Genomic DNA, 19,746 nt, shown 5'->3' with positions numbered 1-19,746 from the left:
CAAATCGGGGGCCTTCGGGCCCCTTATCAATTGAGCATTGACCTGTCAATGGGTCATGGTAGAATGAACCTAACCTAATTCCGTATTGTGTATCTCATACGGACTTTTGAGGGGATCGATATGAATATTATCTGGTGGGTCCTTCGTCCTTTTTACTGGCTCGGTCTGTTGCCAGTGATAGCCGTATTCCTGGTTGCCTGTGTCCAGTTCTCCAGGGACACCGAGGTATCGCTGGGGATCATGGCCATCGCGCTGGTTTATTTCGGGATCGGCTACCTGCTGTTCGCGGTAGCTCCACGCTACTTCAAATCGCGCCTCGATCGCATGGTCGAGAAGGTCAAGCTGACGGGCTTCAACCCCAGCCACGAAGCTGTCTCGGTAATGTTCAACCGCTATGTCGGCTTCGATGCCGCCGCGAAGAAGGCCTTGTACGTCGACGTCAATCTGAACAGCGCAACGGTGATTGATTTCGATCAGGTGTCCAGCTGGGAGCTGGTACCCGATAAGAGCCCACACCTGCTGTTCAAATTGGTGACCCGCGTGCCGAACTTGCATGAGATCGGGGTACGCATCAAGGCGAACCAGTTTGGTGCCTGGAAGTCGGATATGCACTCTCTGTTCGGCTGACCACGAAATTCAAAGGAATTGATGTTTTATGAACCTGAAAATGACTGCCGCCGCATGCGTTGTCATGGGCCTCCTGACTGGATGCAATGACAAGGAACCGTCCGCACCTGCACCTGCATCTGCTCCTGTACCTACGCCTAAGCAAGGCCAGAGTGAGCAGACCCAGTCTGTGGAACCGGCAAAACCAGCAAAGGTGATCGACACTTCTGTCCCGCTCAACCAATACCAGGACTTGGCTCAAAACAATGGCCAGCCACTGACCTACCTGGTGCTGGCAAAGGCCCCTGGTGCCACGACGGAAGACAAGATGGGCTACCTGTCCCCCGACTACCTGGCCACCAACGACTCGTTCAAGCGCAAGGACATCGAAGCGGCACAGTGGCCTGCCTTTGAGGCATCGCTGAAAACCTATGCCGCGAATGACTACTACTCGCTGCCGATTTCTGGTTTTGGGGTATCGAGCGTACTGAGCATGCAGAACATTTCGGTCGGTCCATACGATTTCAGCACGCAGTCTTTCCCCCTGAACAGCTATGGGCAGTACTGCTGGGCCAATCCGGTTCGTAATGCCCAAGGAATGAACCTGCAAGTTAAGCCATCGGCATTCCCATGCAGCTTGGAAGTCAAAGACGCAGCACAGGCACGAGTCATCGAGGAAGCCAGGGCCAAAGGCAGCCTTGACCTGCGAGGCACTTTGTATCTGTACATCCCCGAAGCCGATGGCAACACCGCAGTAGGTCAGGTCGTGCGCGGCTCAATCGACCTGGTCAACCAACAAACCAATCAGGTTATGGCGAACTTCACCATGTGACGATCTAAAGCGAAGGAGGTGGCCTATGAAGCAACTTGTGACTCGCGAGCCGTGGTGGGCTCAACCGCCCAAACCCGGGCAAAGTGACAAAGACTGCACGTGGGGCTACCTCGAGCGCTACGACGACGGGTCGTTCTCGTTCGATCAGGCCAATCGCCCAAGCGATGAAGAAATTCAAAACCGAAAGGGATGCCGAGTGCCGCCGCACTCTACGTCGCCCTCGACCGGGATTTTACAAGGCAAGGAGACTTCGATGAGTGCGAACTCGATCCAAGAATGGCAAGGCATCCTGCAGGACATTGCCGAACAGAAACGGCATCGCCTGACGGGCAGCGAGTACAAGGAGGTCATCGCCGCGATCGAGGCGCAGCCTAAGGACATCGAAAGCCTGCACATAGCTCGTCAACTGGTGGCCAAATTGGCTCAGCACCAGGGCCATGAATCCGAAGCCCCCTTTCGTGATCAAAGCCTGAACCGAGTGTTCAATGTAGAGAAGATGCCTGCAGCACCTGCAGAAGGCGACGAGCGCCTACGCGAGCGCGTCATTGCCGGTACCACGATCTTCAAGTCTCGGGAGTTCGATCACACATCTGAGCCATCGAAGCTCAATGATCGGGGGGAGCCTGGCCGACTTGTTCACGGGAAACGCCTTGACGTATTTCACAACACCGAAGGCCCCGGCGATAAATTCGAAGTCTTTCAGGTGCGTACCTCCACGCACATACCGTACAGCACCGGCATTCCTGGTAAGCCAGTCGACGGCGAGCGTAAGCCTCATGGGGTGTTCCATAGCTTCGAAGAAGCAGGCAAAAGCATCGACAAGACGGTGGGGGTGGTGAGGCACTCTGAGATGATCAGACAACGCCAGGCCGAGCACGGTATCCACTGGAAGGAAGCACCACCTGCACCGAAACCCCGGGCGCCGCGGCCGGCATAAACATCCATGAGAGGGCCGCGGCCCTCTCGTTCATTTGGAGCAAGCGTGTGATTCTTCAATTCAAGTTTTTCAACACCGAACAACAGGAAACAGCTCTTTTCCAGACTGAAATCGACCTGAACGGGTTGGTAGCTGTCGCAGAGTCAAAACGCGCAATGATTCAAGAAAAGGGCAAGGCCTTCGCGCAGAGCGCTGTCCCATTCTGGGCCGGCGAAATGGTGAAAGCTATCGAAGAGAACGATGAGCAGTCGATCAACCGGCATGCCATTCAAGCCGCGATGGCGGCTTGGTTGGCTGATTCGGTTTTCGACGGTGCTACCAAAGCTGATTACGAGTCGAGTTACCTAGAATTTAACGTCCACCCATTGGGTATGGTCGTTCTGAATCGGCACCCGATGGCAAGGTATAAGGCGCCTCCTGGGGCGCCTTCCAATTAAAGGATGATGAAGGGGCAGGCCGAGCTGTGGCAGACGGTCGTGCCCCTGGCTTGCACTGGCTCCGCTCGATCGATGTCGATGAGGCCTTGTCCGACCGGGACTGCACAGACCACCCCGTCGACCATGATCAACGCACTTGATTGGCAAGCCTGATCTGTGCGGGCCTGAAGCAGATGGGAGTACGCCTGCTTGATGTCCTGAACGCCCTGCAGAAGAACGCAGCGATGAGTATTCATGATTGTCCCCTCACGCTGCGCCGGCAATTTCTGCCGTACGCCGAGTAACGATGATCACTGGAATGGGAAGGGAACGCTCATCCCGCACTATCAGGGCTTTGTTCTGGCTGAACATAGCGGTGTCCAGCTGACGGCGGGCAAGCATTGACCCGATGCTTGACTGAGTGGACTGGATAGTTTTGCCATTACAGGGCACAACCAGGGATTCACCAGGCTTCAACTCAGCCAGGCCTTGAGAAACATTCCTGCACGAGATTTTGAGTTCCATTTCTTGCTCCTAGAGATGGGGTAGCCGCCCCGTTAGAAATTGCACGTACGTACGTACGTATTTATAATAATCCCTGTCTAATGGCTTGTCAGCCAGAAATGCAAAATCCCTAGAACCAATTGGCATCAACATTCACGGAAGGAGATCGGTATGAAGCGAGCAATGAGAGTGAGTGCGGGGTTAGGGCTGTTGCTAGTAGCAACAGTAAGCGTGGCCGCCGAAGAGCAGGGTCCAGCACCCATAGCAGCGAACCTCACTGCACAGTTTTATGACGTTGCGGAAGAAACCGTGGACATTCAGGTCCTGCGGCAAACACCGCTGGCAGCCACAGTTGTCGCGACCGCGCCAGGGGGGCATGAGTGCACCTACGACTTGGTGCCGGCTCCTGCCGAAACACAGGTTCAACATGGTTGGTTGATTGCACACACCAGCTGCAAGTCAGAAGGCAGCGAATTCTGACTCCGACCAAGAGCCGCGAGCCTGTCTAGCCTGCTTGACGTTCTTGGCAGATGGCCATATGATTAGGGCCGTCAGGTGATACGCTACCTTTAAGTGCGAGCTTGAAATCGGGTGATACGCTACCCTAAGTGCGAAATTGAAATCGGGTGATACGCTACCCTAAGTGCGAAATTGAAATCAGGTTCTCGCCGCCTATAAGGCGAGGAAAGAAAGTGGCGATGGCCACTTTTTTTTTGCTCTGATGCGAGGATCTATGAGGTTTTACACAGTAACGGACGACTACATCTCCTTCTTGCAGCAGTTTGATGGAAAGGTCCCTAACAACGGCGGGGCCGGTTACAAAGGCAAAAAGGTATATGTCGGTGTCTTGCTGGAAATCGGAAATCACAAATTTCTAGCACCCCTGACCTCGTACAAGCCTGCCCAGGATCGCATCCAGTCCTCTTCCTGCTCAGCTTTCAAGCTTCATGAGCGTTCTAATCCAGACAACAAGCTTGGCCTGATCGCCCTGAACTACATGGTTCCGGTTCTGGATAGCGAGCTGGTAGAGCTGGACATTGATGCCCAGGAAGGCAGGTATAAACAGATGCTCTACAAGCAGTATGAGTTCATCAAAGCCAACAGACAGGAAATTATTGACCGCGCAACCAAGCTCTACGAGCATGTTGTCATCAAGCGCAGCGATTTCTTTGTCAGAATTTCTTGCGATATTCCCAAGCTCGTAGACGAGCACAAGAACTTCAATAAGGCCTAACGAATTCTGACCGGCCAGCTCTTCAGTCAGGATCAAGGGCATAATTTATTTCAACTTGGCGGGAAGGCGAGCATCTTGCTCTCTTGCCAATACCCGCTCAATGCGTTGAAACAAGCCCGCATTCTTCACTTTGGCGCCTGGACGCAGCCGATCGGCCTCCTCGATCACAGCCTGAAGCGCTTTTGCTGGGTCGGGTTGCTTGCTTGAATAGCCCAATCGCTGGCCAAGGTCGTACCGCAAGTTCTGTGCTGCGCCGTTGACCGCCTGGGTAAGGGTTTCCTCGCCGCTCTCGAAACGGTCAAAATCCCGACCGAACTGTGAAGAAAGTCCCCCGTCGTAATAATCTTCCAGGTAGTTACAGTCGAATAGGGCCAGGTGGAGCTCCATGATCTCCAGCAGCTGCTCCGCGCGCCCGGGGGTTTCGTCGGTGACTGATGGAAAGCGCTTTGCGATCAGCCCGCTGATTGCGCCCAGGTAAGCTTTCCGCGCCTTGTCTTCGCGTTTCTCAAGCGCAACTCGCACTTCTTTTGCCCGCTCAACATGACGGTTGAGATCACGCAGAAGCGCTGCAGCCTGCTTGAGCAAGTCGCGTTCGTCCATATTCAGGAGTTCGCTCAGACCAATATTTGGAGTACTGAGCTGTTCGAGCTGATTGCAGGCGGTCGTGAGCTGGGCTTGTTGGGATGTCAGGTCTTTACCACTGCTGTATTTCAGCACCTCCAGAACCTGAGCGGACGTGATACGCCCGTAGAGCGGGATAGACTTGGTAGCCATGCTGGAGCCTCAGATAACCGAAGATGAAGTGTCGGACCAGCTACACAATACAGAGTGGCTAAGCCCGTTCGCCAGAGTATAGGAGGGTACCACGCAGCGCCTCTAGGGGGTGGCAGTGGAGTGCCGGCGCAGAGTCAGGTAGCAAGCTTCTTTGCCCTACAGAGATCCTGAACTCGTGACGCTGATACCCCAGCAAGTTTGGCCAATAATGTGTGGGGAATAACACCGAGGAGGTGGTCATACCTCGCTGCTCGGGAGACCCGCTCGTAAGGCTTCACACCAAGAAAATCCCGACGCTTCTCAACGACGCTGTAGGGCACACCCACGATGCGGCTGATCTTAGCGATCGACATGCAGTGCAGAAGGGATTCGTAGCCCAGCAAGGGGCCATGGCTGTCCTGCAGAGGGACGACCTCACTGGGCTGTAGCAGCGGCGCAACAGGTGCAAACCCCAAAGACTCTCTCGCTTGCTGCACGGCGTCTAGGTGCACACCAGACACTCGAGCGATGTCCTGGTCGCTAACGAAGCCGAATAGTGGCTTGTAGGGCCTCAGAGGGTGTCCAATGGGTAACCTCTGCTCCCGCGGCTTGGGCCTGAACACCGGCAAGATTCCTTGCGACTCCCGGTAGTTTTTCACCATGTGGGACGATACACCGCATCGAGTAGCAACAGAGCGATCGGAAATCACGCCCAGAAGATGCGTATAAGGGGCAATAGCCTGGGCAACGGTGTAGGCGGGCAGCCCGTACGCTTCACGCCGGCGTTTGATGGCATGCCTCGAAGTGCCCACCTGAAGGGAGAGGTGAAGATCCTTCATGGTGCCCAGCAGGTGGTCATAGTCACGGGGTTTCCCGATCGCAGCCGGATTCACGACCTTCGGCGCGCTTGCATCCATTCAATGCTCCAACACTTGCTCTATGCCGCCTGCGCATCTGATCAGCAAATGCCCGAGCCAGTTGTGCGGCAAAAGGAACATGTTACCAGTCCTTCAACAAAGAATTCATACAGGCCTTTGGGCGGACGCGGTGATCTTTCTGACAGTCCAGCACTCCACCCTGAAGGGGAGGCCGCAGAATTCGGAAAAAATCGTACGCTAAGATTTTCCGGGCATCCGTAGCGGCCTGAACTTCCCGTCTTCCAGCCTGCGGCTTTGCCGCCAAACGTAATCGCCGGTCAGGTTGATGTGCTCCCAGCCCAGCGGCGACAGGTATTGCAGCAGCTCGCCGTCCACCGGCTTGTCCGTGTCGCCCATCGCCTGGGTAGCGCGCTCCAGGTACACCGTGTTCCACAGCACGATGGCGGCCGTCACCAGATTGAGGCCGCTGGCCCGGTAGCGCTGCTGCTCGAAGCTCCGATCCCTGATCTCGCCGAGGCGGTTGAAGAACACCGCCCTAGCCAGGGAGTTGCGTGCCTCGCCTTTGTTCAGCCCGGCATGCACGCGGCGGCGCAGCTCGACGCTCTGCAACCAGTCAAGGATGAACAGAGTGCGTTCGATCCGGCCTAGTTCGCGCAGGGCCACGGCCAGGCCGTTCTGACGCGGGTAACTGCCGAGCTTGCGCAGCATCAGCGAGGCGGTGACGGTGCCCTGCTTGATCGAGCTAGCCAGACGCAAGATGTCATCCCAATGGGCGCGGACGTGCTTGATGTTCAGGGTGCCGCCGATCAGCGGGCGCAGCGTCGGGTAGGACTGCACGCCCTGTGGCACGTACAGCTTGGTTTCGCCGAGGTCGCGGATTCGCGGTGCGAAGCGAAAGCCCAGCAGGTGCATCAGGGCGAAGACATGATCGGTGAAGCCGGCCGTGTCGGTGTAGTGTTCCTCGATCCGCAGGTCGGACTCGTGGTACAGCAAGCCGTCGAGCACGTAGGTGGAATCGCGCACGCCGACGTTCACCACGCGGGTGCTGAACGGCGCGTACTGGTCGGAGATATGAGTGTAGAAAAGCCGTCCCGGCTCGCTGCCGTACTTCGGGTTGACGTGCCCGGTGCTCTCGCCCCGGCCACCAGCCCGGAAGCGCTGGCCATCGGAAGAGGAAGTAGTGCCATCGCCCCAGTGGGCGGCGAAGGCGTGGCGGTACTGGTGGTTGACCAGCTCGGCCAGGGCCGCCGAATAGGTTTCGTCGCGGATGTGCCAGGCTTGCAGCCAGGACAGCTTGGCGTAGGTCAGGCCGGGGCTCGACTCGGACATCTTGGTTAGCCCGAGGTTGATCGCATCACCGAGAATCGCGGACAGCAGCAGCGCCCGATCTTTGGCCTCGGCACCGTTCTTCATGTGGGTGAAGTGGCGGCTGAAGCCCGTCCAGTCGTCCACGTCCATCAGCAGTTCGGTGATCTTGATGCGCGGCAATAGCTGGCTGGTCTGGTCGATCAGCGCCTGCGCGGTATTGGGCACCGCGGAATCCAGTGGGGTGATCTTCAGCCCGGACTCGGTGAGGATGACATCGGGCAGCTCGTTGTCCTTGGCCAGGCGGGTGACGGTGGCCAACTGTTCGTCCAGCAGCTGCAAGCGCTCTTCCAGGTACTGGTCGCTGTTCGGGTTGATCGCCAGGGGTAGGGCCTGCGCACGCTTGAGCGCGGCGAACTTCTCCGCCGGCAGCAGGTAGTCATCGAAGTCTCGGAACTGCCGTGATCCCCTGACCCAGATGTCACCGGAACGCAGGGCGTTCTTCAGCTCGGACAGTGCACATATTTCAAAGAAACGCCGGTCGAGGCCTTCAGGTGTTATAACCAGCGGCTTCCAGCGCGGCTTGATGAAGGCGATGGGAGCATCGGCCGGCACCTTGCGCAGGTTGTCGGCGTTCATCTCGCGAAGCGTCTGCACGGCTGCCAGCACGTTTTGCGCGGCCGGTGCGGCGCGCAGTTCCAGTACCTCTAGCAAGGCCGGCGTGTAGCGGCGCAGGGTGGCAAAGTTCTCGCCGACCAGGTGCAGATGATCGAAGCCCTCCGGCCGGGCCAGCAGCCCGGCCTCGCTGACGCTCTCGGTGAACTCGTCCCAGGGAATCACCGCCTCGATGGCCGCATAGGGGTCGCTGCCGCTTTCCTTGGCCTCCAGCAACGCCTGACCGATCTTCGAGTACAGGCGCACCTTGTCGTTGATCGCCTTGCCCTGCTTCTGGAACTGCTGCTGATGCTTGTGCTTCGCGCCGCTGAACAGCTTGACCAAGATGCGGTCGTGCAGATCGACCAACTCGTCGATCACGGTCGCGGTGCTCTCCAGTACCACGGCGGCCAGGGTCGCGTAGCGCCGCTGCGGCTCGAACTTGCCGAGGTCTTTGGGCGTCATCTGCCCGCCCTCGCGAGCCAGCTTGAGCAGGCGGTTTTGGTGGATGTGCCGGCCCAAGCCTTCGGGCAAGTCCACCAGCTGAAATGTCTTCAGCCGCTCGATGTGTTCGAGCATGTGCCGGGAGTTGGGTTTCAGTGGGGCCTGCCGCAGCCAGGTCAACCAGGTGATGCTGCTGCCGGCCTTGAGCTTCAGCAGCTCGTCCAGCTTGGCCCGATGCGAGTCCGTGAGTGGTTCGACCAGGGCGCGGTAGACCCGCCGATTGGCCCGCGCAATGGCCTCCGAGCAGGCTCGGTCAATTACGCTCAGCGCCGGCAGAATGCGCCGCTTCTCCCGCAGACTATCCAGAGCCTGGCCGGCCAGCAGCAAGCCCTTGTCGGTCTGCTGGGCCAACTCGGCCAGATCGCGCACCAGGTTGCGGAAGTCCGACAGGCCGAACGGGACCAGTTGCAGGTAGGTGCGCAGTTCCTGGGCGTGCTCGCGGCGGGTCACGTCGCGCTCGCCGTACTTCGCCCAGCTCGCCGGATCGGCCTGAACTTGCTTGGCTACCCACAGGATGACCGGATCGGGCAGCTCGCTGCCGGTTCCCAGCGCATAGCCGGGGTAGCGCAGCAGGCATAGCTGCACCGCGAAGCCCAGACGGTTGGCGTCGCCGCGCCGCTGGCGGATCAGCGACAAGTCGGAGTCGTTGAAGGTGTAGTAGCGGATCAGGTCATCCTGGCTTTCCGGCAGCGCGAGCAGGGTGTCCCGCTCCGTGGCCGAGAGGATCAAGCGACGCGGCATGTATCAGTCGTCCGTGCGGAGGTACTGGTAGAGGGTTTCCCGGCTGATGTTGAACTCGCGGGCGAGCTGCGCCTTGGGCTCGCCGGCCGCCGCCCGCTGCCGCAGGGTAGCAGCCTGCTCGTCGGACAGCGCTTTCTTGCGGCCTCGGTACGCGCCTCGCTGCTTGGCTAGGGCTATGCCTTCGCGCTGCCGCTCACGGATCAGGGCGCGCTCGAACTCGGCGAAGGCCCCCAACACCGACAGCATCAGGTTGGCCATGGGCGAATCCTCGCCGGTGAACACCAGGCCTTCCTTCAAGAACTCGATGCGCACACCGCGCTTGGTTAGTTTCTGCACCAAGCGGCGCAGATCATCGAGGTTGCGGGCAAGGCGATCCATGCTGTGCACCACCACGGTATCGCCCTCGCGGACGAAGCCGAGCATGGCCTCCAGCTGAGGACGCTGTGTGTCCTTTCCCGAGGCTTTGTCGGTGAACAGCTTGCTGACCTCGACCTGCTCAAGTTGGCGTTCCGGGTTCTGCTCGAAGCTGCTGACCCGGACGTAGCCGATGCGGTGCCCCTGCACGATGTCTCCTTAGTGAGGGCGGCTTAAGTGCCTTTCTGTTCCGTTGTGCCTCAAACCCCGTTTCTGTCAGGCTGAAATCTATGACCTTCGCAGGCATGTGTCAAAAAATGCGAAAGATAACTCTATTCTGACTAAGCGGCGCGGCCCTTGTCGTTTTCAGAAGACGGCTGCACTGAACGTCAGAAGCCGACTGCACTATAGCAGCGGAGGGGTTGGATCCATCAGGCAACGACGGGCTGCTGCCGGCCATCAGCGGACGCAGGGAGGACTTTCCGCAACCGGCCGTTCGATGCGGCACCGATGGCCTTCGCGCAGGGGTAGTGAATCCGCCAGGATTGACTTGCGCTGCCCTACCTCTCACTAGTGAGGGGCGGCAGCGCATCAAGCGGTGAGCGCACTCCGGCACCGCCAACTTTCAGCACATGCGTGTAAATCATCGTCGTAGAGACGTCGGAATGGCCGAGCAGATCCTGCACGGTTCGAATGTCGTAACCGCTGCGGAGCAAGGCCGTCGCGAACGAGTGGCGGAGGGTGTGCGGTGTGGCGGGCTTCGTGATGCCTGCTTGTTCTACGGCACGTTTGAAGGCGCGCTGAAAGGTCTGGTCATACATGTGATGGCGACGCACGACACCGCTCCGTGGATCGGTCGAATGCGTGTGCTGCGCAAAAACCCAGAACCACGGCCAGGAATGCCCGGCGCGCGGATACTTCCGCTCAAGGGCGTCGGGAAGCGCAACGCCGCTGCGGCCCTCGGCCTGGTCCTTCAGCCACCATGCCCGTGCACGCGACAGCTGCTCGCGCAGGCTGGGTGCCAAGCTCTCGGGTAACATCAAGGCCCGATCCTTGGAGCCCTTGCCCTCCCGCACGATGATCGTGCCGTGATCGAAATCCAGATCCTTGACCCGCAGTTGCAAACCCTCACTGATCCGCATGCCCGTTCCATACAGAAGCTGGGCGAACAAACGATGCTCGCCTTCCAGAAAACCGAGGATGCGAACCACTTCATCCGGGGTCAGCACCACCGGCAAGCGCCGCGACGGCCGAGGTCTTCCGATCTCCTGAAGCCAGGGCAGATCCGTGCACAGCACCTTGCCGTAGAAGAACAGCAAGGCCGCCAATGCCTGACGATGCGTGGAGACCGAAACCTTGCGCTCGTTCGCCAGCCAGGACAGAAATGCCTCGACTTCGCTGCTGCCCAAGGTTGCCGGGTGACGCACACCGTGGAAACGGATGAAGGCACGAACCCAGTGGACATAAGCCTGTTCGGTTCGTAAGCTGTAATGCAAGTAGCGTATGCGCTCACGCAACTGGTCCAGAACCTTGACCGAACGCAGCGGTGGTAACGGCGCAGTGGCGGTTTTCATGGCTTGTTATGACTGTTTTTTTGTACAGTCTATGCCTCGGGCATCCAAGCAGCAAGCGCGTTACGCCGTGGGTCGATGTTTGATGTTATGGAGCAGCAACGATGTTACGCAGCAGGGCAGTCGCCCTAAAACAAAGTTAGGCATCATGGGTGAATTTTTCCCTGCACAAGTTTTCAAGCAGCTGTCCCACGCTCGCGCGGTGATTGAGCGCCATCTGGCTGCGACACTGGACACAATCCACCTGTTCGGATCTGCGATCGATGGAGGGCTGAAGCGGGACAGCGACATAGACTTGCTCGTGACCGTCAGCGCCGCACCTAACGATTCGCTCCGGCAGGCGCTAATGCTCGATTTGCTGAAAGTCTCATCACCGCCAGGCGATGGCGGAACATGGCGACCGCTGGAGCTAACTGTTGTCGCTCGAAGCGAAGTAGTGCCTTGGCGCTATCCGGCGCGGCGTGAGCTTCAGTTCGGTGAGTGGCTCCGCCACGACATCCTTTCCGGAACGTTCGAGCCTGCCGTTCTGGATCACGATCTTGCGATTTTGCTGACCAAGGCGAGGCAACACAGCCTTGCGCTTCTAGGCCCATCCGCAGCCACGTTTTTCGAGCCGGTGCCGAAGGAGCATTTCTCCAAGGCGCTTTTCGACACTATTGCCCAGTGGAATGCAGAGTCGGATTGGAAGGGTGACGAGCGGAACGTCGTTCTTGCTCTTGCTCGCATTTGGTACAGCGCTTCAACTGGTCTCATTGCTCCTAAGGACGTTGCTGCCGCATGGGTATCGGAGCGTTTGCCTGCCGAGCATCGGCCCCTCATCTGCAAGGCACGCGCGGCGTACCTGGGTAGCGAGGACGACGACCTAGCAATGCGCGTCGAAGAGACGGCCGCGTTCGTTCGATATGCCAAAGCAACGATTGAGAGAATCTTGCGTTGAGCGGCATGTGCGAAAAGTGCATCGACCCGCGCCGAGGGCATCTGATGCCTAACTCGGCGTTCAAGCGGACGGGCTGCGCCCGCCGCTTAACTATGCGTTCGTCGGCAATAGCGCTGAGGGCGCGCTTCGCAAGGAGCATCTGGCTGACATGATGAAGTGGAGCCGCCTGATTGACAGCCTCTCGCAAAGATCGATACTCGGTAAGCGCCGCGCGCCGCCGGATAACTCTTGTTGATCCGGCGACGCGCGGCGCTTACCGATTTTCGGAAGCTTCGAGCCGGTCGCTTCGGAGCCACTTCGCGTGACGCGGCACGAATGACTTTGGCGGCTATCAGCACTATTGTCGTCGAACAGCGCGTTCAAGTTGACCGTCCGAGCGCTGACGCGAACATCGGATTCTGTCGCGCGGCAACTTAACTTATTAGCGTTAGATGCACTAAGCACATAATTGCTCACAGCCAAACTATCAGGTCAAGTCTGCTTTTATTATTTTTAAGCGTGCATAATAAGCCCTACACAAATTGGGAGATATATCATGAAAGGCTGGCTTTTTCTTGTTATCGCAATAGTTGGCGAAGTAATCGCAACATCCGCATTAAAATCTAGCGAGGGCTTTACTAAGCTTGCCCCTTCCGCCGTTGTCATAATCGGTTATGGCATCGCATTTTATTTTCTTTCTCTGGTTCTGAAATCCATCCCTGTCGGTGTTGCTTATGCAGTCTGGTCGGGACTCGGCGTCGTCATAATTACAGCCATTGCCTGGTTGCTTCATGGGCAAAAGCTTGATGCGTGGGGCTTTGTAGGTATGGGGCTCATAATTGCTGCCTTTTTGCTCGCCCGATCCCCATCGTGGAAGTCGCTGCGGAGGCCGACGCCATGGTGACGGTGTTCGGCATTCTGAATCTCACCGAGGACTCCTTCTTCGATGAGAGCCGGCGGCTAGACCCCGCCGGCGCTGTCACCGCGGCGATCGAAATGCTGCGAGTCGGATCAGACGTCGTGGATGTCGGACCGGCCGCCAGCCATCCGGACGCGAGGCCTGTATCGCCGGCCGATGAGATCAGACGTATTGCGCCGCTCTTAGACGCCCTGTCCGATCAGATGCACCGTGTTTCAATCGACAGCTTCCAACCGGAAACCCAGCGCTATGCGCTCAAGCGCGGCGTGGGCTACCTGAACGATATCCAAGGATTTCCTGACCCTGCGCTCTATCCCGATATTGCTGAGGCGGACTGCAGGCTGGTGGTTATGCACTCAGCGCAGCGGGATGGCATCGCCACCCGCACCGGTCACCTTCGACCCGAAGACGCGCTCGACGAGATTGTGCGGTTCTTCGAGGCGCGGGTTTCCGCCTTGCGACGGAGCGGGGTCGCTGCCGACCGGCTCATCCTCGATCCGGGGATGGGATTTTTCTTGAGCCCCGCACCGGAAACATCGCTGCACGTGCTGTCGAACCTTCAAAAGCTGAAGTCGGCGTTGGGGCTTCCGCTATTGGTCTCGGTGTCGCGGAAATCCTTCTTGGGCGCCACCGTTGGCCTTCCTGTAAAGGATCTGGGTCCAGCGAGCCTTGCGGCGGAACTTCACGCGATCGGCAATGGCGCTGACTACGTCCGCACCCACGCGCCTGGAGATCTGCGAAGCGCAATCACCTTCTCGGAAACCCTCGCGAAATTTCGCAGTCGCGACGCCAGAGACCGAGGGTTAGATCATGCCTAGCATTCACCTTCCGGCCGCCCGCTAGCGGACCCTGGTCAGGTTCCGCGAAGGTGGGCGCAGACATGCTGGGCTCGTCAGGATCAAACTGCACTATGAGGCGGCGGTTCATACCGCGCCAGGGGAGCGAATGGACAGCGAGGAGCCTCCGAACGTTCGGGTCGCCTGCTCGGGTGATATCGACGAGGTTGTGCGGCTGATGCACGACGCTGCGGCGTGGATGTCCGCCAAGGGAACGCCCGCCTGGGACGTCGCGCGGATCGACCGGACATTCGCGGAGACCTTCGTCCTGAGATCCGAGCTCCTAGTCGCGAGTTGCAGCGACGGCATCGTCGGCTGTTGCACCTTGTCGGCCGAGGATCCCGAGTTCTGGCCCGACGCCCTCAAGGGGGAGGCCGCATATCTGCACAAGCTCGCGGTGCGACGGACACATGCGGGCCGGGGTGTCAGCTCCGCGCTGATCGAGGCTTGCCGCCATGCCGCGCGAACGCAGGGGTGCGCCAAGCTGCGGCTCGACTGCCACCCGAACCTGCGTGGCCTATACGAGCGGCTCGGATTCACCCACGTCGACACTTTCAATCCCGGCTGGGATCCAACCTTCATCGCAGAACGCCTAGAACTCGAAATCTAACGTCCGTTCGGGCATCGAGGTCCATGTCGGGGTGGGACGGGCCCGTGGCTTCAAGATCACTTGCAGTCCGACCGCGATGTCTTGGTTGCGCGAGAGGTTGTCGATATCCTCCACTTCCATCATCAACCCTGGATAATGCCGCCGCCGTCATCGCCGCCGACGCCCGTGCCGGGCTTTTCGGGCCTGTCAGGCTTGCTCGGCCTTCAGCCTGCCTGGGCGAGATCTCCGGCGGACGGATTAACGGCGGAGCTTCGCCGCCTTTCGTGCGTGTGAAGGCCGAAGATAGTTCTCTCAAAAACATCCGTTTATGAGAGATACCAAATGTCATTTTCAGAAGACGACTGCACCAGTTGATTGGGCGTAATGGCTGTTGTGCAGCCAGCTCCTGACAGTTCAATATCAGAAGTGATCTGCACCAATCTCGACTATGCTCAATACTCGTGTGGGCTCTGTTGCAAAAATCGTGAAGCTTGAGCATGCTTGGCGGAGATTGGACGGACGGAACGATGACGGATTTCAAGTGGCGCCATTTCCAGGGTGATGTGATCCTGTGGGCGGTGCGCTGGTATTGTCGCTATCCGATCAGCTATCGCGACCTTGAGGAAATGCTGGCGGAACGCGGCATTTCGGTCGACCATACGACGATCTATCGCTGGGTCCAGTGCTACGCCCCGGAGATGGAGAAGCGGCTGCGCTGGTTCTGGCGGCGTGGCTTTGATCCGAGCTGGCGCCTGGATGAAACCTACGTCAAGGTGCGGGGCAAGTGGACCTACCTGTACCGGGCAGTCGACAAGCGGGGCGACACGATCGATTTCTACCTGTCGCCGACCCGCAGCGCCAAGGCAGCGAAGCGGTTCCTGGGCAAGGCCCTGCGAGGCCTGAAGCACTGGGAAAAGCCTGCCACGCTCAATACCGACAAAGCGCCGAGCTATGGTGCAGCGATCACCGAATTGAAGCGCGAAGGAAAGCTGGACCGGGAGACGGCCCACCGGCAGGTGAAGTATCTCAATAACGTGATCGAGGCCGATCACGGAAAGCTCAAGATACTGATCAAGCCGGTGCGCGGTTTCAAATCGATCCCCACGGCCTATGCCACGATCAAGGGATTCGAAGTCATGCGAGCCCTGCGCAAAGGACAGGCTCGCCCCTGGTGCCTGCAGCCCGGCATCAGGGGCGAGGTGCGCCTTGTGGAGAGAGCTTTTGGCATTGGGCCCTCGGCGCTGACGGAGGCCATGGGCATGCTCAACCACCATTTCGCAGCAGCCGCCTGATCGGCGCAGAGCGACAGCCTACCTCTGACTGCCGCCAATCTTTGCAACAGAGCCTCCGTCGCCATGCTCACCTCGCTTTGGTGCACACGAGTATTGAGCATAGTCGAGATTGGTGCAGATCACTTCTGATATTGAACTGTCAGGAGCTGGCTGCACAACAGCCATTACGCCCAATCAACTGGTGCAGTCGTCTTCTGAAAATGACAGCCCTGCCTGACATCCAGTTAGGGTATGCCTCAATCTGACAGGTTCAAGCAGCCAAACCGGGCACGACGACAAAATAGGCGTTGAGCATGTACAGGCCAGAGAGGATCAGCAGAATTCCGCCGATAATTTCAAAAACCTTGTGGAATCTCCTCAGCCCCGACAAGTTTTCCAGCCAACCCACGGCAATTGCGCCCAGCACGATTGGAATCGCGCGCCCCAAAGCGAAGGCCAGCAGCAGTGCTACGCCGAAAACGGGTGAGCCGATGCCAGCAGCAACGCCAAGTAACACGATCAACGCTGGCGTGCAAAACGGGCAGATCGCCACCGAAAACGGCACGCCCAATGCAAAGGCACCCCACGCCCCTGTTACGGGTTTGGCTCGTAACTTCAATGCCGGCAGTGGAAGACGCAGCCATCCCGGCCAGATCAGGCCCAACACAATCAGTAGCGGGCCTAGCACCACGCCCCATGCACGGCCAAGCAGGTGTTGCACCCATCCGCCGCCCAGACTGGCGGCCAGACCCAAAGCCACATGCGTCAGGATCATGCCCAGGACAAAGAGACCTCCGTAGAGCGTTGCTTGGCGCGGGGTGCGCGATGTCGTCACGTAGGCGAGCGAAACCGGGATCGCAGCTAGCGCGACCGGATTGAAGCTGAATACAAAGCCTGTCACGAATCCGACCCATAGCGCCCCGAAGCTGGCTTGAGCTACCGCCTGGCGCAGTGCTTCGGCGTCCATCAGAAAGACTCCAAGCTGGTCAGCATGGTACGGAACTGCTCAGGGGTAGGCAGCGATGAGAACTTCAATTCGCCATTCACAGCAATGGCCGGCATGCTCAGTACGCCGAGCGAGACCGCGTACTCGAATTCTTTGAGCACGTTGACCTCGCGCCAAACGACCTCGTTCTCGCCGAGCATGGCGGTTGCGATGGCGCGGAGCTGCTTTTGCGCCGCTACACATTTGCCGCATCCAGGCGCAGCAATGAGTTCGATCTTGACGCTCATCGGGCCACCTCGGCGAGACTGTTCTCCAGCGCCGCCAGGATGGGACATTCGTCGGTCGCGGCCTCGCCACCGGCGCAGCGCTCGATCAGTTCATCCAGTGCGCGTGACATCGCTTGTAAGCCTTGGAGCTTGTGTGCGATACGCAGCTTCTTTTCGATGGCCACGCTGCGCACGTCCTCGCAACAGGCACTATCGGCCTGCTTTAACGTCAGAAGCTCGTGAATGTCCGACAGCGTGAACCCGCAGTGTTGCGCGGTCTTGATGAAGCGGATGCGGCGCACGGCGTCATCGTCGTATAGGCGGTAACCTGCATCGGTTTTCGATGCAGGCGTGATCAGATGTTCTTTTTCGTAGTAGCGCAGCGTGTCGCGGCTGACCCCTGCCAGCGTGGCTACTTTACCAATAGTGTGCATGGCGCTCTCCAAGTCATAACCATCAGAATAAACCTTGGAGTTAACACCATGGTCAATCGTTCATCCAAAAAATTTGATTGAACGGTCACGGCGAGAAGCCGAAGTTTCTCGCCAGGAGCATGATTTATGCTTGACCGATGCCAGCAGCGCGAAGCGCCTGTTCCTCGACACCGGCACCCGAGCAGCACGATGCCAACTGGCCGTTGATGGCGACAGCCGGTACTGAGCGAACACCCAGATCACGCGCACGTTTCGCGACATTGATGTCGTTCATATCGAGGATTGATACTTCACATGAACTGCATGCGAGGCGATTGACGAGTTCGATGGCGGTCTGGCAGGCGGGGCAGCCTGCGCTAAAAACTTCGACTTTACGTTTGGTAGTCATGATAATTCTCCAAGTTAATGATGTAACGGTGCGCGACGGCGAGCGACCATAAGAAGCCTATCTATCCTGCGCACCATCACGATAGACCTTAGTCACTACTCCAAGGTCAAGCGTTAATTGAGGGGGCACGAACTACCCTTGAAGGCCCGAAGCAGCCGCACAACAGACAGAACAAACAAGCCGGTCAGCGTAAGGGCTGCAAGGCCCCAGTGGTCCCCGATGAACGCGCCGACCGTCGTTCCCGCAAGCACAACGGCGAGAATCGGCAAATGGCAGGGACAGGTGAGCACGGCCAGCGCACCCCACAGGTAGCCGGTGATTGGCTTGCGTGTCTCGGTCGGCAAGCGTTCGGGGTCGTTCATGACAAACTCTCCGCTTGCTGTGCCGGTTCGGTTGGCATCGCGGCCAACTGCACTTCCAGATCGGCCAACGCTTCGCGTCGGCGTTCGACGAACTGACTCAGCACGGCAAGCTGTGCGGCTGTTTCATCGCAGTCCGCCGCATCCAGCGCCCGGCACAACCGCGCCAATGCGTCCAGGCCGATGCCCGCCTCAAAAGCGGCCCGCACAAAGCACAGCCGCTGCAAGGCGGCGTCATCGAACAAGCCGTAGCCGCCCGTGGTGCAGGCGACTGGCCGCAGCAAGCCGCGCAGCAGGTAGTCGCGCACGATATGCACGCTCACCCCGGCCTCAAGGGCCAGCCGGGACACTGTGTAGGCGCTCATTGAACACCTCCTTTTCCTTATCCGGCGCAGCAGGACAGTTGCTTCACGTCCTTGCTGAAGGTCTGCGCCGCGAGCTTCAAGCCCTCGACCATCGTTAGGTAGGGGAACAACTGGTCGGCTAGTTCCTGCACCGTCATGCGGTTGCGAATGGCGAGAACAGCCGTCTGGATCAGTTCGCCCGCTTCCGGGGCCACCACCTGTACGCCAATCAGCCGTCCGCTGCCTTCCTCGATGACCAGCTTGATGAAGCCGCGGGTATCGAAGTTGGCGAGCGCACGCGGCACGTTGTCGAGCGTCAGCGTGCGGCTGTCGGTTTCGATGCCATCGTGGTGCGCTTCCGCCTCGCTGTAGCCCACGGTCGCCACTTGCGGGTCGGTGAACACCACGGCCGGCATCGCGGTCAGATTGATGGCGGCGTCGCCGCCGGTCATGTTAATGGCCGCACGAGTGCCGGCCGCTGCCGCCACATAGACGAACTGCGGCTGGTCGGTGCAGTCGCCGGCCGCGTAGATGTTCGGGCTACTGGTGCGCATGCCCTTGTCGATGACGATCGCCCCCTGCGCATTGACGGCTACCCCCGCCGCTTCCAATGCCAGGCTGCGCGTGTTCGGTGTCCGGCCGGTGGCGACCAGCAGCTTGTCGGCGCGCACTTCGCCCTGTCCAGTGGTCAGCACGAATTCGCCGTCCACATGGGCGACTTGGCTGGCTTGCGTATGTTCCAGTACCTTGATTCCTTCGGCACGGAAGGCGGCTGTGACGGCCTCGCCGATGGCAGGGTCTTCGCGGAAGAACAGCGTGCTGCGCGCAAGGATCGTGACCTGGCTACCCAGCCGGGCGAAGGCTTGCGCCAGTTCCAGCGCCACCACCGACGAGCCGATGACGGCCAGGCGTTCGGGAATGGTGTCGCTGACCAAGGCCTCGGTCGAAGTCCAGTAGGGTGACTCTTTCAGGCCCGGAATCGGCGGCATGGCCGGACTGGCACCCGTGGCGACCAGGCAGCGGTCGAACATCACGACGCGCTCACCACCCTCGTTCAAACTAACGATAAGGCTCTGGTCGTCCTTGAAACGCGCTTCACCGTGCAGAACGGTGATGGCTGAATTGCCGTCCAGGATGCCTTCGTACTTGGCATGACGGAGTTCTTCGACACGGGCCTGCTGCTGGGCCA

The 19,746-nt window shown here is 59.0% G+C and carries 25 protein-coding genes; 11 read left to right on the top strand and 14 right to left on the bottom strand.

Annotated elements, in window-relative coordinates; all coding sequences use genetic code 11:
• Positions 1-120: 120 nt before the first annotated feature.
• The 4 genes from APH28_RS23195 to APH28_RS23180 are packed head-to-tail and all read left to right on the top strand — an operon-like array spanning position 121 to position 2,812.
• Positions 121-627 (top strand): hypothetical protein, encoded by a 507-nt coding sequence (locus tag APH28_RS23195; RefSeq protein WP_060512837.1) that lies wholly within the window; start codon positions 121-123, stop codon positions 625-627.
• Between the two features lie 28 nt (positions 628-655).
• A complete protein-coding gene (locus APH28_RS23190) occupies positions 656-1,438 on the top strand; it encodes a hypothetical protein (RefSeq protein WP_256250246.1) in 783 nt (260 codons plus the stop codon).
• A 25-nt stretch (positions 1,439-1,463) separates the two neighbouring features.
• Positions 1,464-2,375 (top strand): hypothetical protein, encoded by a 912-nt coding sequence (locus tag APH28_RS29260; protein ID WP_177334290.1) that lies wholly within the window; start codon positions 1,464-1,466, stop codon positions 2,373-2,375.
• A gap of 47 nt (positions 2,376-2,422) precedes the next feature.
• Positions 2,423-2,812: a hypothetical protein gene (locus APH28_RS23180; protein WP_060512835.1), complete on the top strand. Its 390-nt coding sequence runs from the start codon at positions 2,423-2,425 to the stop codon at positions 2,810-2,812.
• Here the strand turns inward: APH28_RS23180 and APH28_RS23175 are convergent.
• Complete coding sequence (locus APH28_RS23175) at positions 2,809-3,048, bottom strand: hypothetical protein (RefSeq protein WP_060512834.1); 240 nt, start codon at positions 3,046-3,048, stop codon at positions 2,809-2,811. The genes APH28_RS23180 and APH28_RS23175 overlap by 4 nt on opposite strands.
• Before the next feature lie 10 nt (positions 3,049-3,058).
• The gene (locus APH28_RS23170) at positions 3,059-3,316 is read right to left on the bottom strand and encodes a hypothetical protein (RefSeq protein WP_060512833.1); all 258 of its coding nucleotides are present in this window, start codon (positions 3,314-3,316) and stop codon (positions 3,059-3,061) included.
• Positions 3,317-3,466: 150 nt separating this feature from the next.
• On the opposite strand from APH28_RS23170, the gene APH28_RS23165 reads away from it, so the two are divergent.
• Both APH28_RS23165 and APH28_RS23160 read left to right on the top strand, forming a co-directional pair.
• Complete coding sequence (locus tag APH28_RS23165) at positions 3,467-3,775, top strand: hypothetical protein (RefSeq protein ID WP_060512832.1); 309 nt, start codon at positions 3,467-3,469, stop codon at positions 3,773-3,775.
• 253 nt (positions 3,776-4,028) lie between these two features.
• On the top strand, positions 4,029-4,529 hold the full coding sequence (locus APH28_RS23160; protein ID WP_060512831.1) for a type III toxin-antitoxin system ToxN/AbiQ family toxin: 501 nt from the start codon (positions 4,029-4,031) through the stop codon (positions 4,527-4,529).
• 45 nt (positions 4,530-4,574) lie between these two features.
• On the opposite strand, the gene APH28_RS23155 is transcribed toward APH28_RS23160, so the two are convergent.
• The 5 genes from APH28_RS23155 to intI1 all read right to left on the bottom strand — a co-directional run bounded on the left by APH28_RS23155 (position 4,575) and on the right by intI1 (position 11,292).
• On the bottom strand, positions 4,575-5,303 hold the full coding sequence (locus tag APH28_RS23155; protein WP_060512830.1) for a hypothetical protein: 729 nt from the start codon (positions 5,301-5,303) through the stop codon (positions 4,575-4,577).
• A gap of 134 nt (positions 5,304-5,437) precedes the next feature.
• A complete protein-coding gene (locus tag APH28_RS23150) occupies positions 5,438-6,199 on the bottom strand; it encodes a hypothetical protein (protein ID WP_256250245.1) in 762 nt (253 codons plus the stop codon).
• A gap of 198 nt (positions 6,200-6,397) precedes the next feature.
• Positions 6,398-9,364: a Tn3 family transposase gene (locus tag APH28_RS23145; RefSeq protein ID WP_060512829.1), complete on the bottom strand. Its 2,967-nt coding sequence runs from the start codon at positions 9,362-9,364 to the stop codon at positions 6,398-6,400.
• A gap of 3 nt (positions 9,365-9,367) precedes the next feature.
• Positions 9,368-9,928, bottom strand: coding sequence for a recombinase family protein (locus APH28_RS23140; protein ID WP_060512828.1), 561 nt, complete (start codon positions 9,926-9,928; stop codon positions 9,368-9,370).
• A gap of 350 nt (positions 9,929-10,278) precedes the next feature.
• Positions 10,279-11,292, bottom strand: a complete 1,014-nt coding sequence (gene intI1 / locus APH28_RS23135; protein ID WP_000845048.1) for a class 1 integron integrase IntI1 — start codon at positions 11,290-11,292, stop codon at positions 10,279-10,281.
• A 145-nt stretch (positions 11,293-11,437) separates the two neighbouring features.
• Here intI1 and APH28_RS23130 point away from each other — a divergent pair, with 145 nt between their 5' ends.
• The 5 genes from APH28_RS23130 to APH28_RS23110 all read left to right on the top strand — a co-directional run bounded on the left by APH28_RS23130 (position 11,438) and on the right by APH28_RS23110 (position 15,841).
• Positions 11,438-12,226: an ANT(3'')-Ia family aminoglycoside nucleotidyltransferase AadA5 gene (locus APH28_RS23130; RefSeq protein WP_060512885.1), complete on the top strand. Its 789-nt coding sequence runs from the start codon at positions 11,438-11,440 to the stop codon at positions 12,224-12,226.
• Between the two features lie 535 nt (positions 12,227-12,761).
• The gene (locus APH28_RS23125; protein WP_000679427.1) at positions 12,762-13,109 is read left to right on the top strand and encodes a quaternary ammonium compound efflux SMR transporter QacE delta 1; all 348 of its coding nucleotides are present in this window, start codon (positions 12,762-12,764) and stop codon (positions 13,107-13,109) included.
• Positions 13,103-13,942, top strand: coding sequence for a sulfonamide-resistant dihydropteroate synthase Sul1 (gene sul1, locus APH28_RS23120; RefSeq protein WP_000259031.1), 840 nt, complete (start codon positions 13,103-13,105; stop codon positions 13,940-13,942). Before APH28_RS23125 ends, sul1 begins: the two co-directional genes overlap by 7 nt.
• Positions 13,943-14,069: 127 nt before the next feature.
• On the top strand, positions 14,070-14,570 hold the full coding sequence (locus tag APH28_RS23115) for a GNAT family N-acetyltransferase (RefSeq protein ID WP_000376623.1): 501 nt from the start codon (positions 14,070-14,072) through the stop codon (positions 14,568-14,570).
• A gap of 506 nt (positions 14,571-15,076) precedes the next feature.
• Positions 15,077-15,841: an IS6-like element IS6100 family transposase gene (locus tag APH28_RS23110; protein ID WP_001389365.1), complete on the top strand. Its 765-nt coding sequence runs from the start codon at positions 15,077-15,079 to the stop codon at positions 15,839-15,841.
• 250 nt (positions 15,842-16,091) lie between these two features.
• Here APH28_RS23110 and APH28_RS23105 read toward each other — a convergent pair whose 3' ends face one another.
• The 7 genes from APH28_RS23105 to merA form a co-directional block, all read right to left on the bottom strand.
• Positions 16,092-16,787, bottom strand: a complete 696-nt coding sequence (locus tag APH28_RS23105; protein WP_177334291.1) for a cytochrome c biogenesis CcdA family protein — start codon at positions 16,785-16,787, stop codon at positions 16,092-16,094.
• A complete protein-coding gene (locus tag APH28_RS23100; protein WP_041013391.1) occupies positions 16,787-17,053 on the bottom strand; it encodes a thioredoxin family protein in 267 nt (88 codons plus the stop codon). Before APH28_RS23100 ends, APH28_RS23105 begins: the two co-directional genes overlap by 1 nt.
• Positions 17,050-17,466, bottom strand: coding sequence for a heavy metal-responsive transcriptional regulator (locus APH28_RS23095; RefSeq protein WP_041013392.1), 417 nt, complete (start codon positions 17,464-17,466; stop codon positions 17,050-17,052). The genes APH28_RS23100 and APH28_RS23095 overlap by 4 nt, the downstream gene beginning before the upstream one ends.
• A 124-nt stretch (positions 17,467-17,590) precedes the next feature.
• Positions 17,591-17,854, bottom strand: a complete 264-nt coding sequence (locus APH28_RS28300) for a thioredoxin family protein (RefSeq protein ID WP_082432373.1) — start codon at positions 17,852-17,854, stop codon at positions 17,591-17,593.
• 113 nt (positions 17,855-17,967) lie between these two features.
• Positions 17,968-18,216, bottom strand: coding sequence for a broad-spectrum mercury transporter MerE (merE, locus tag APH28_RS23090; RefSeq protein WP_041013394.1), 249 nt, complete (start codon positions 18,214-18,216; stop codon positions 17,968-17,970).
• Complete coding sequence (gene merD / locus APH28_RS23085) at positions 18,213-18,578, bottom strand: mercury resistance co-regulator MerD (protein WP_060512827.1); 366 nt, start codon at positions 18,576-18,578, stop codon at positions 18,213-18,215. Before merD ends, merE begins: the two co-directional genes overlap by 4 nt.
• Positions 18,579-18,595: 17 nt before the next feature.
• Positions 18,596-19,746, bottom strand: a 1,151-nt coding sequence (gene merA, locus APH28_RS23080) for a mercury(II) reductase (protein WP_060512826.1), incomplete at its 5' end; no start/stop codon positions are given.

Source organism: Pseudomonas sp. NBRC 111124 (assembly GCF_001320245.1).
Classification (GTDB): Bacteria; Pseudomonadota; Gammaproteobacteria; order Pseudomonadales; family Pseudomonadaceae; genus Aquipseudomonas.
Note: the sequence above shows the minus strand (reverse complement) of the source record. Positions and strands in the feature narration are given on the sequence as shown.

Coding starts and splice junctions, on each gene's coding strand:
- APH28_RS23170 (WP_060512833.1), bottom strand. CDS start 3,316: ATGGAACTCAAAATCTCGTGCAGGAATGTTTCTCAAGGCCTGGCTGAG.
- APH28_RS23195 (WP_060512837.1), top strand. CDS start 121: ATGAATATTATCTGGTGGGTCCTTCGTCCTTTTTACTGGCTCGGTCTG.
- APH28_RS29260 (WP_177334290.1), top strand. CDS start 1,464: ATGAAGCAACTTGTGACTCGCGAGCCGTGGTGGGCTCAACCGCCCAAA.
- APH28_RS23190 (WP_256250246.1), top strand. CDS start 656: ATGAACCTGAAAATGACTGCCGCCGCATGCGTTGTCATGGGCCTCCTG.
- APH28_RS23165 (WP_060512832.1), top strand. CDS start 3,467: ATGAAGCGAGCAATGAGAGTGAGTGCGGGGTTAGGGCTGTTGCTAGTA.
- APH28_RS23105 (WP_177334291.1), bottom strand. CDS start 16,787: ATGGACGCCGAAGCACTGCGCCAGGCGGTAGCTCAAGCCAGCTTCGGG.
- intI1 (WP_000845048.1), bottom strand. CDS start 11,292: ATGAAAACCGCCACTGCGCCGTTACCACCGCTGCGTTCGGTCAAGGTT.
- APH28_RS23100 (WP_041013391.1), bottom strand. CDS start 17,053: ATGAGCGTCAAGATCGAACTCATTGCTGCGCCTGGATGCGGCAAATGT.
- APH28_RS23160 (WP_060512831.1), top strand. CDS start 4,029: ATGAGGTTTTACACAGTAACGGACGACTACATCTCCTTCTTGCAGCAG.
- APH28_RS28300 (WP_082432373.1), bottom strand. CDS start 17,854: ATGACTACCAAACGTAAAGTCGAAGTTTTTAGCGCAGGCTGCCCCGCC.
- APH28_RS23150 (WP_256250245.1), bottom strand. CDS start 6,199: ATGGATGCAAGCGCGCCGAAGGTCGTGAATCCGGCTGCGATCGGGAAA.
- APH28_RS23095 (WP_041013392.1), bottom strand. CDS start 17,466: ATGCACACTATTGGTAAAGTAGCCACGCTGGCAGGGGTCAGCCGCGAC.
- APH28_RS23110 (WP_001389365.1), top strand. CDS start 15,077: ATGACGGATTTCAAGTGGCGCCATTTCCAGGGTGATGTGATCCTGTGG.
- merD (WP_060512827.1), bottom strand. CDS start 18,578: ATGAGCGCCTACACAGTGTCCCGGCTGGCCCTTGAGGCCGGGGTGAGC.
- APH28_RS23125 (WP_000679427.1), top strand. CDS start 12,762: ATGAAAGGCTGGCTTTTTCTTGTTATCGCAATAGTTGGCGAAGTAATC.
- sul1 (WP_000259031.1), top strand. CDS start 13,103: ATGGTGACGGTGTTCGGCATTCTGAATCTCACCGAGGACTCCTTCTTC.
- APH28_RS23175 (WP_060512834.1), bottom strand. CDS start 3,048: ATGAATACTCATCGCTGCGTTCTTCTGCAGGGCGTTCAGGACATCAAG.
- APH28_RS23130 (WP_060512885.1), top strand. CDS start 11,438: ATGGGTGAATTTTTCCCTGCACAAGTTTTCAAGCAGCTGTCCCACGCT.
- APH28_RS23145 (WP_060512829.1), bottom strand. CDS start 9,364: ATGCCGCGTCGCTTGATCCTCTCGGCCACGGAGCGGGACACCCTGCTC.
- APH28_RS23115 (WP_000376623.1), top strand. CDS start 14,070: ATGGACAGCGAGGAGCCTCCGAACGTTCGGGTCGCCTGCTCGGGTGAT.
- merE (WP_041013394.1), bottom strand. CDS start 18,216: ATGAACGACCCCGAACGCTTGCCGACCGAGACACGCAAGCCAATCACC.
- APH28_RS23155 (WP_060512830.1), bottom strand. CDS start 5,303: ATGGCTACCAAGTCTATCCCGCTCTACGGGCGTATCACGTCCGCTCAG.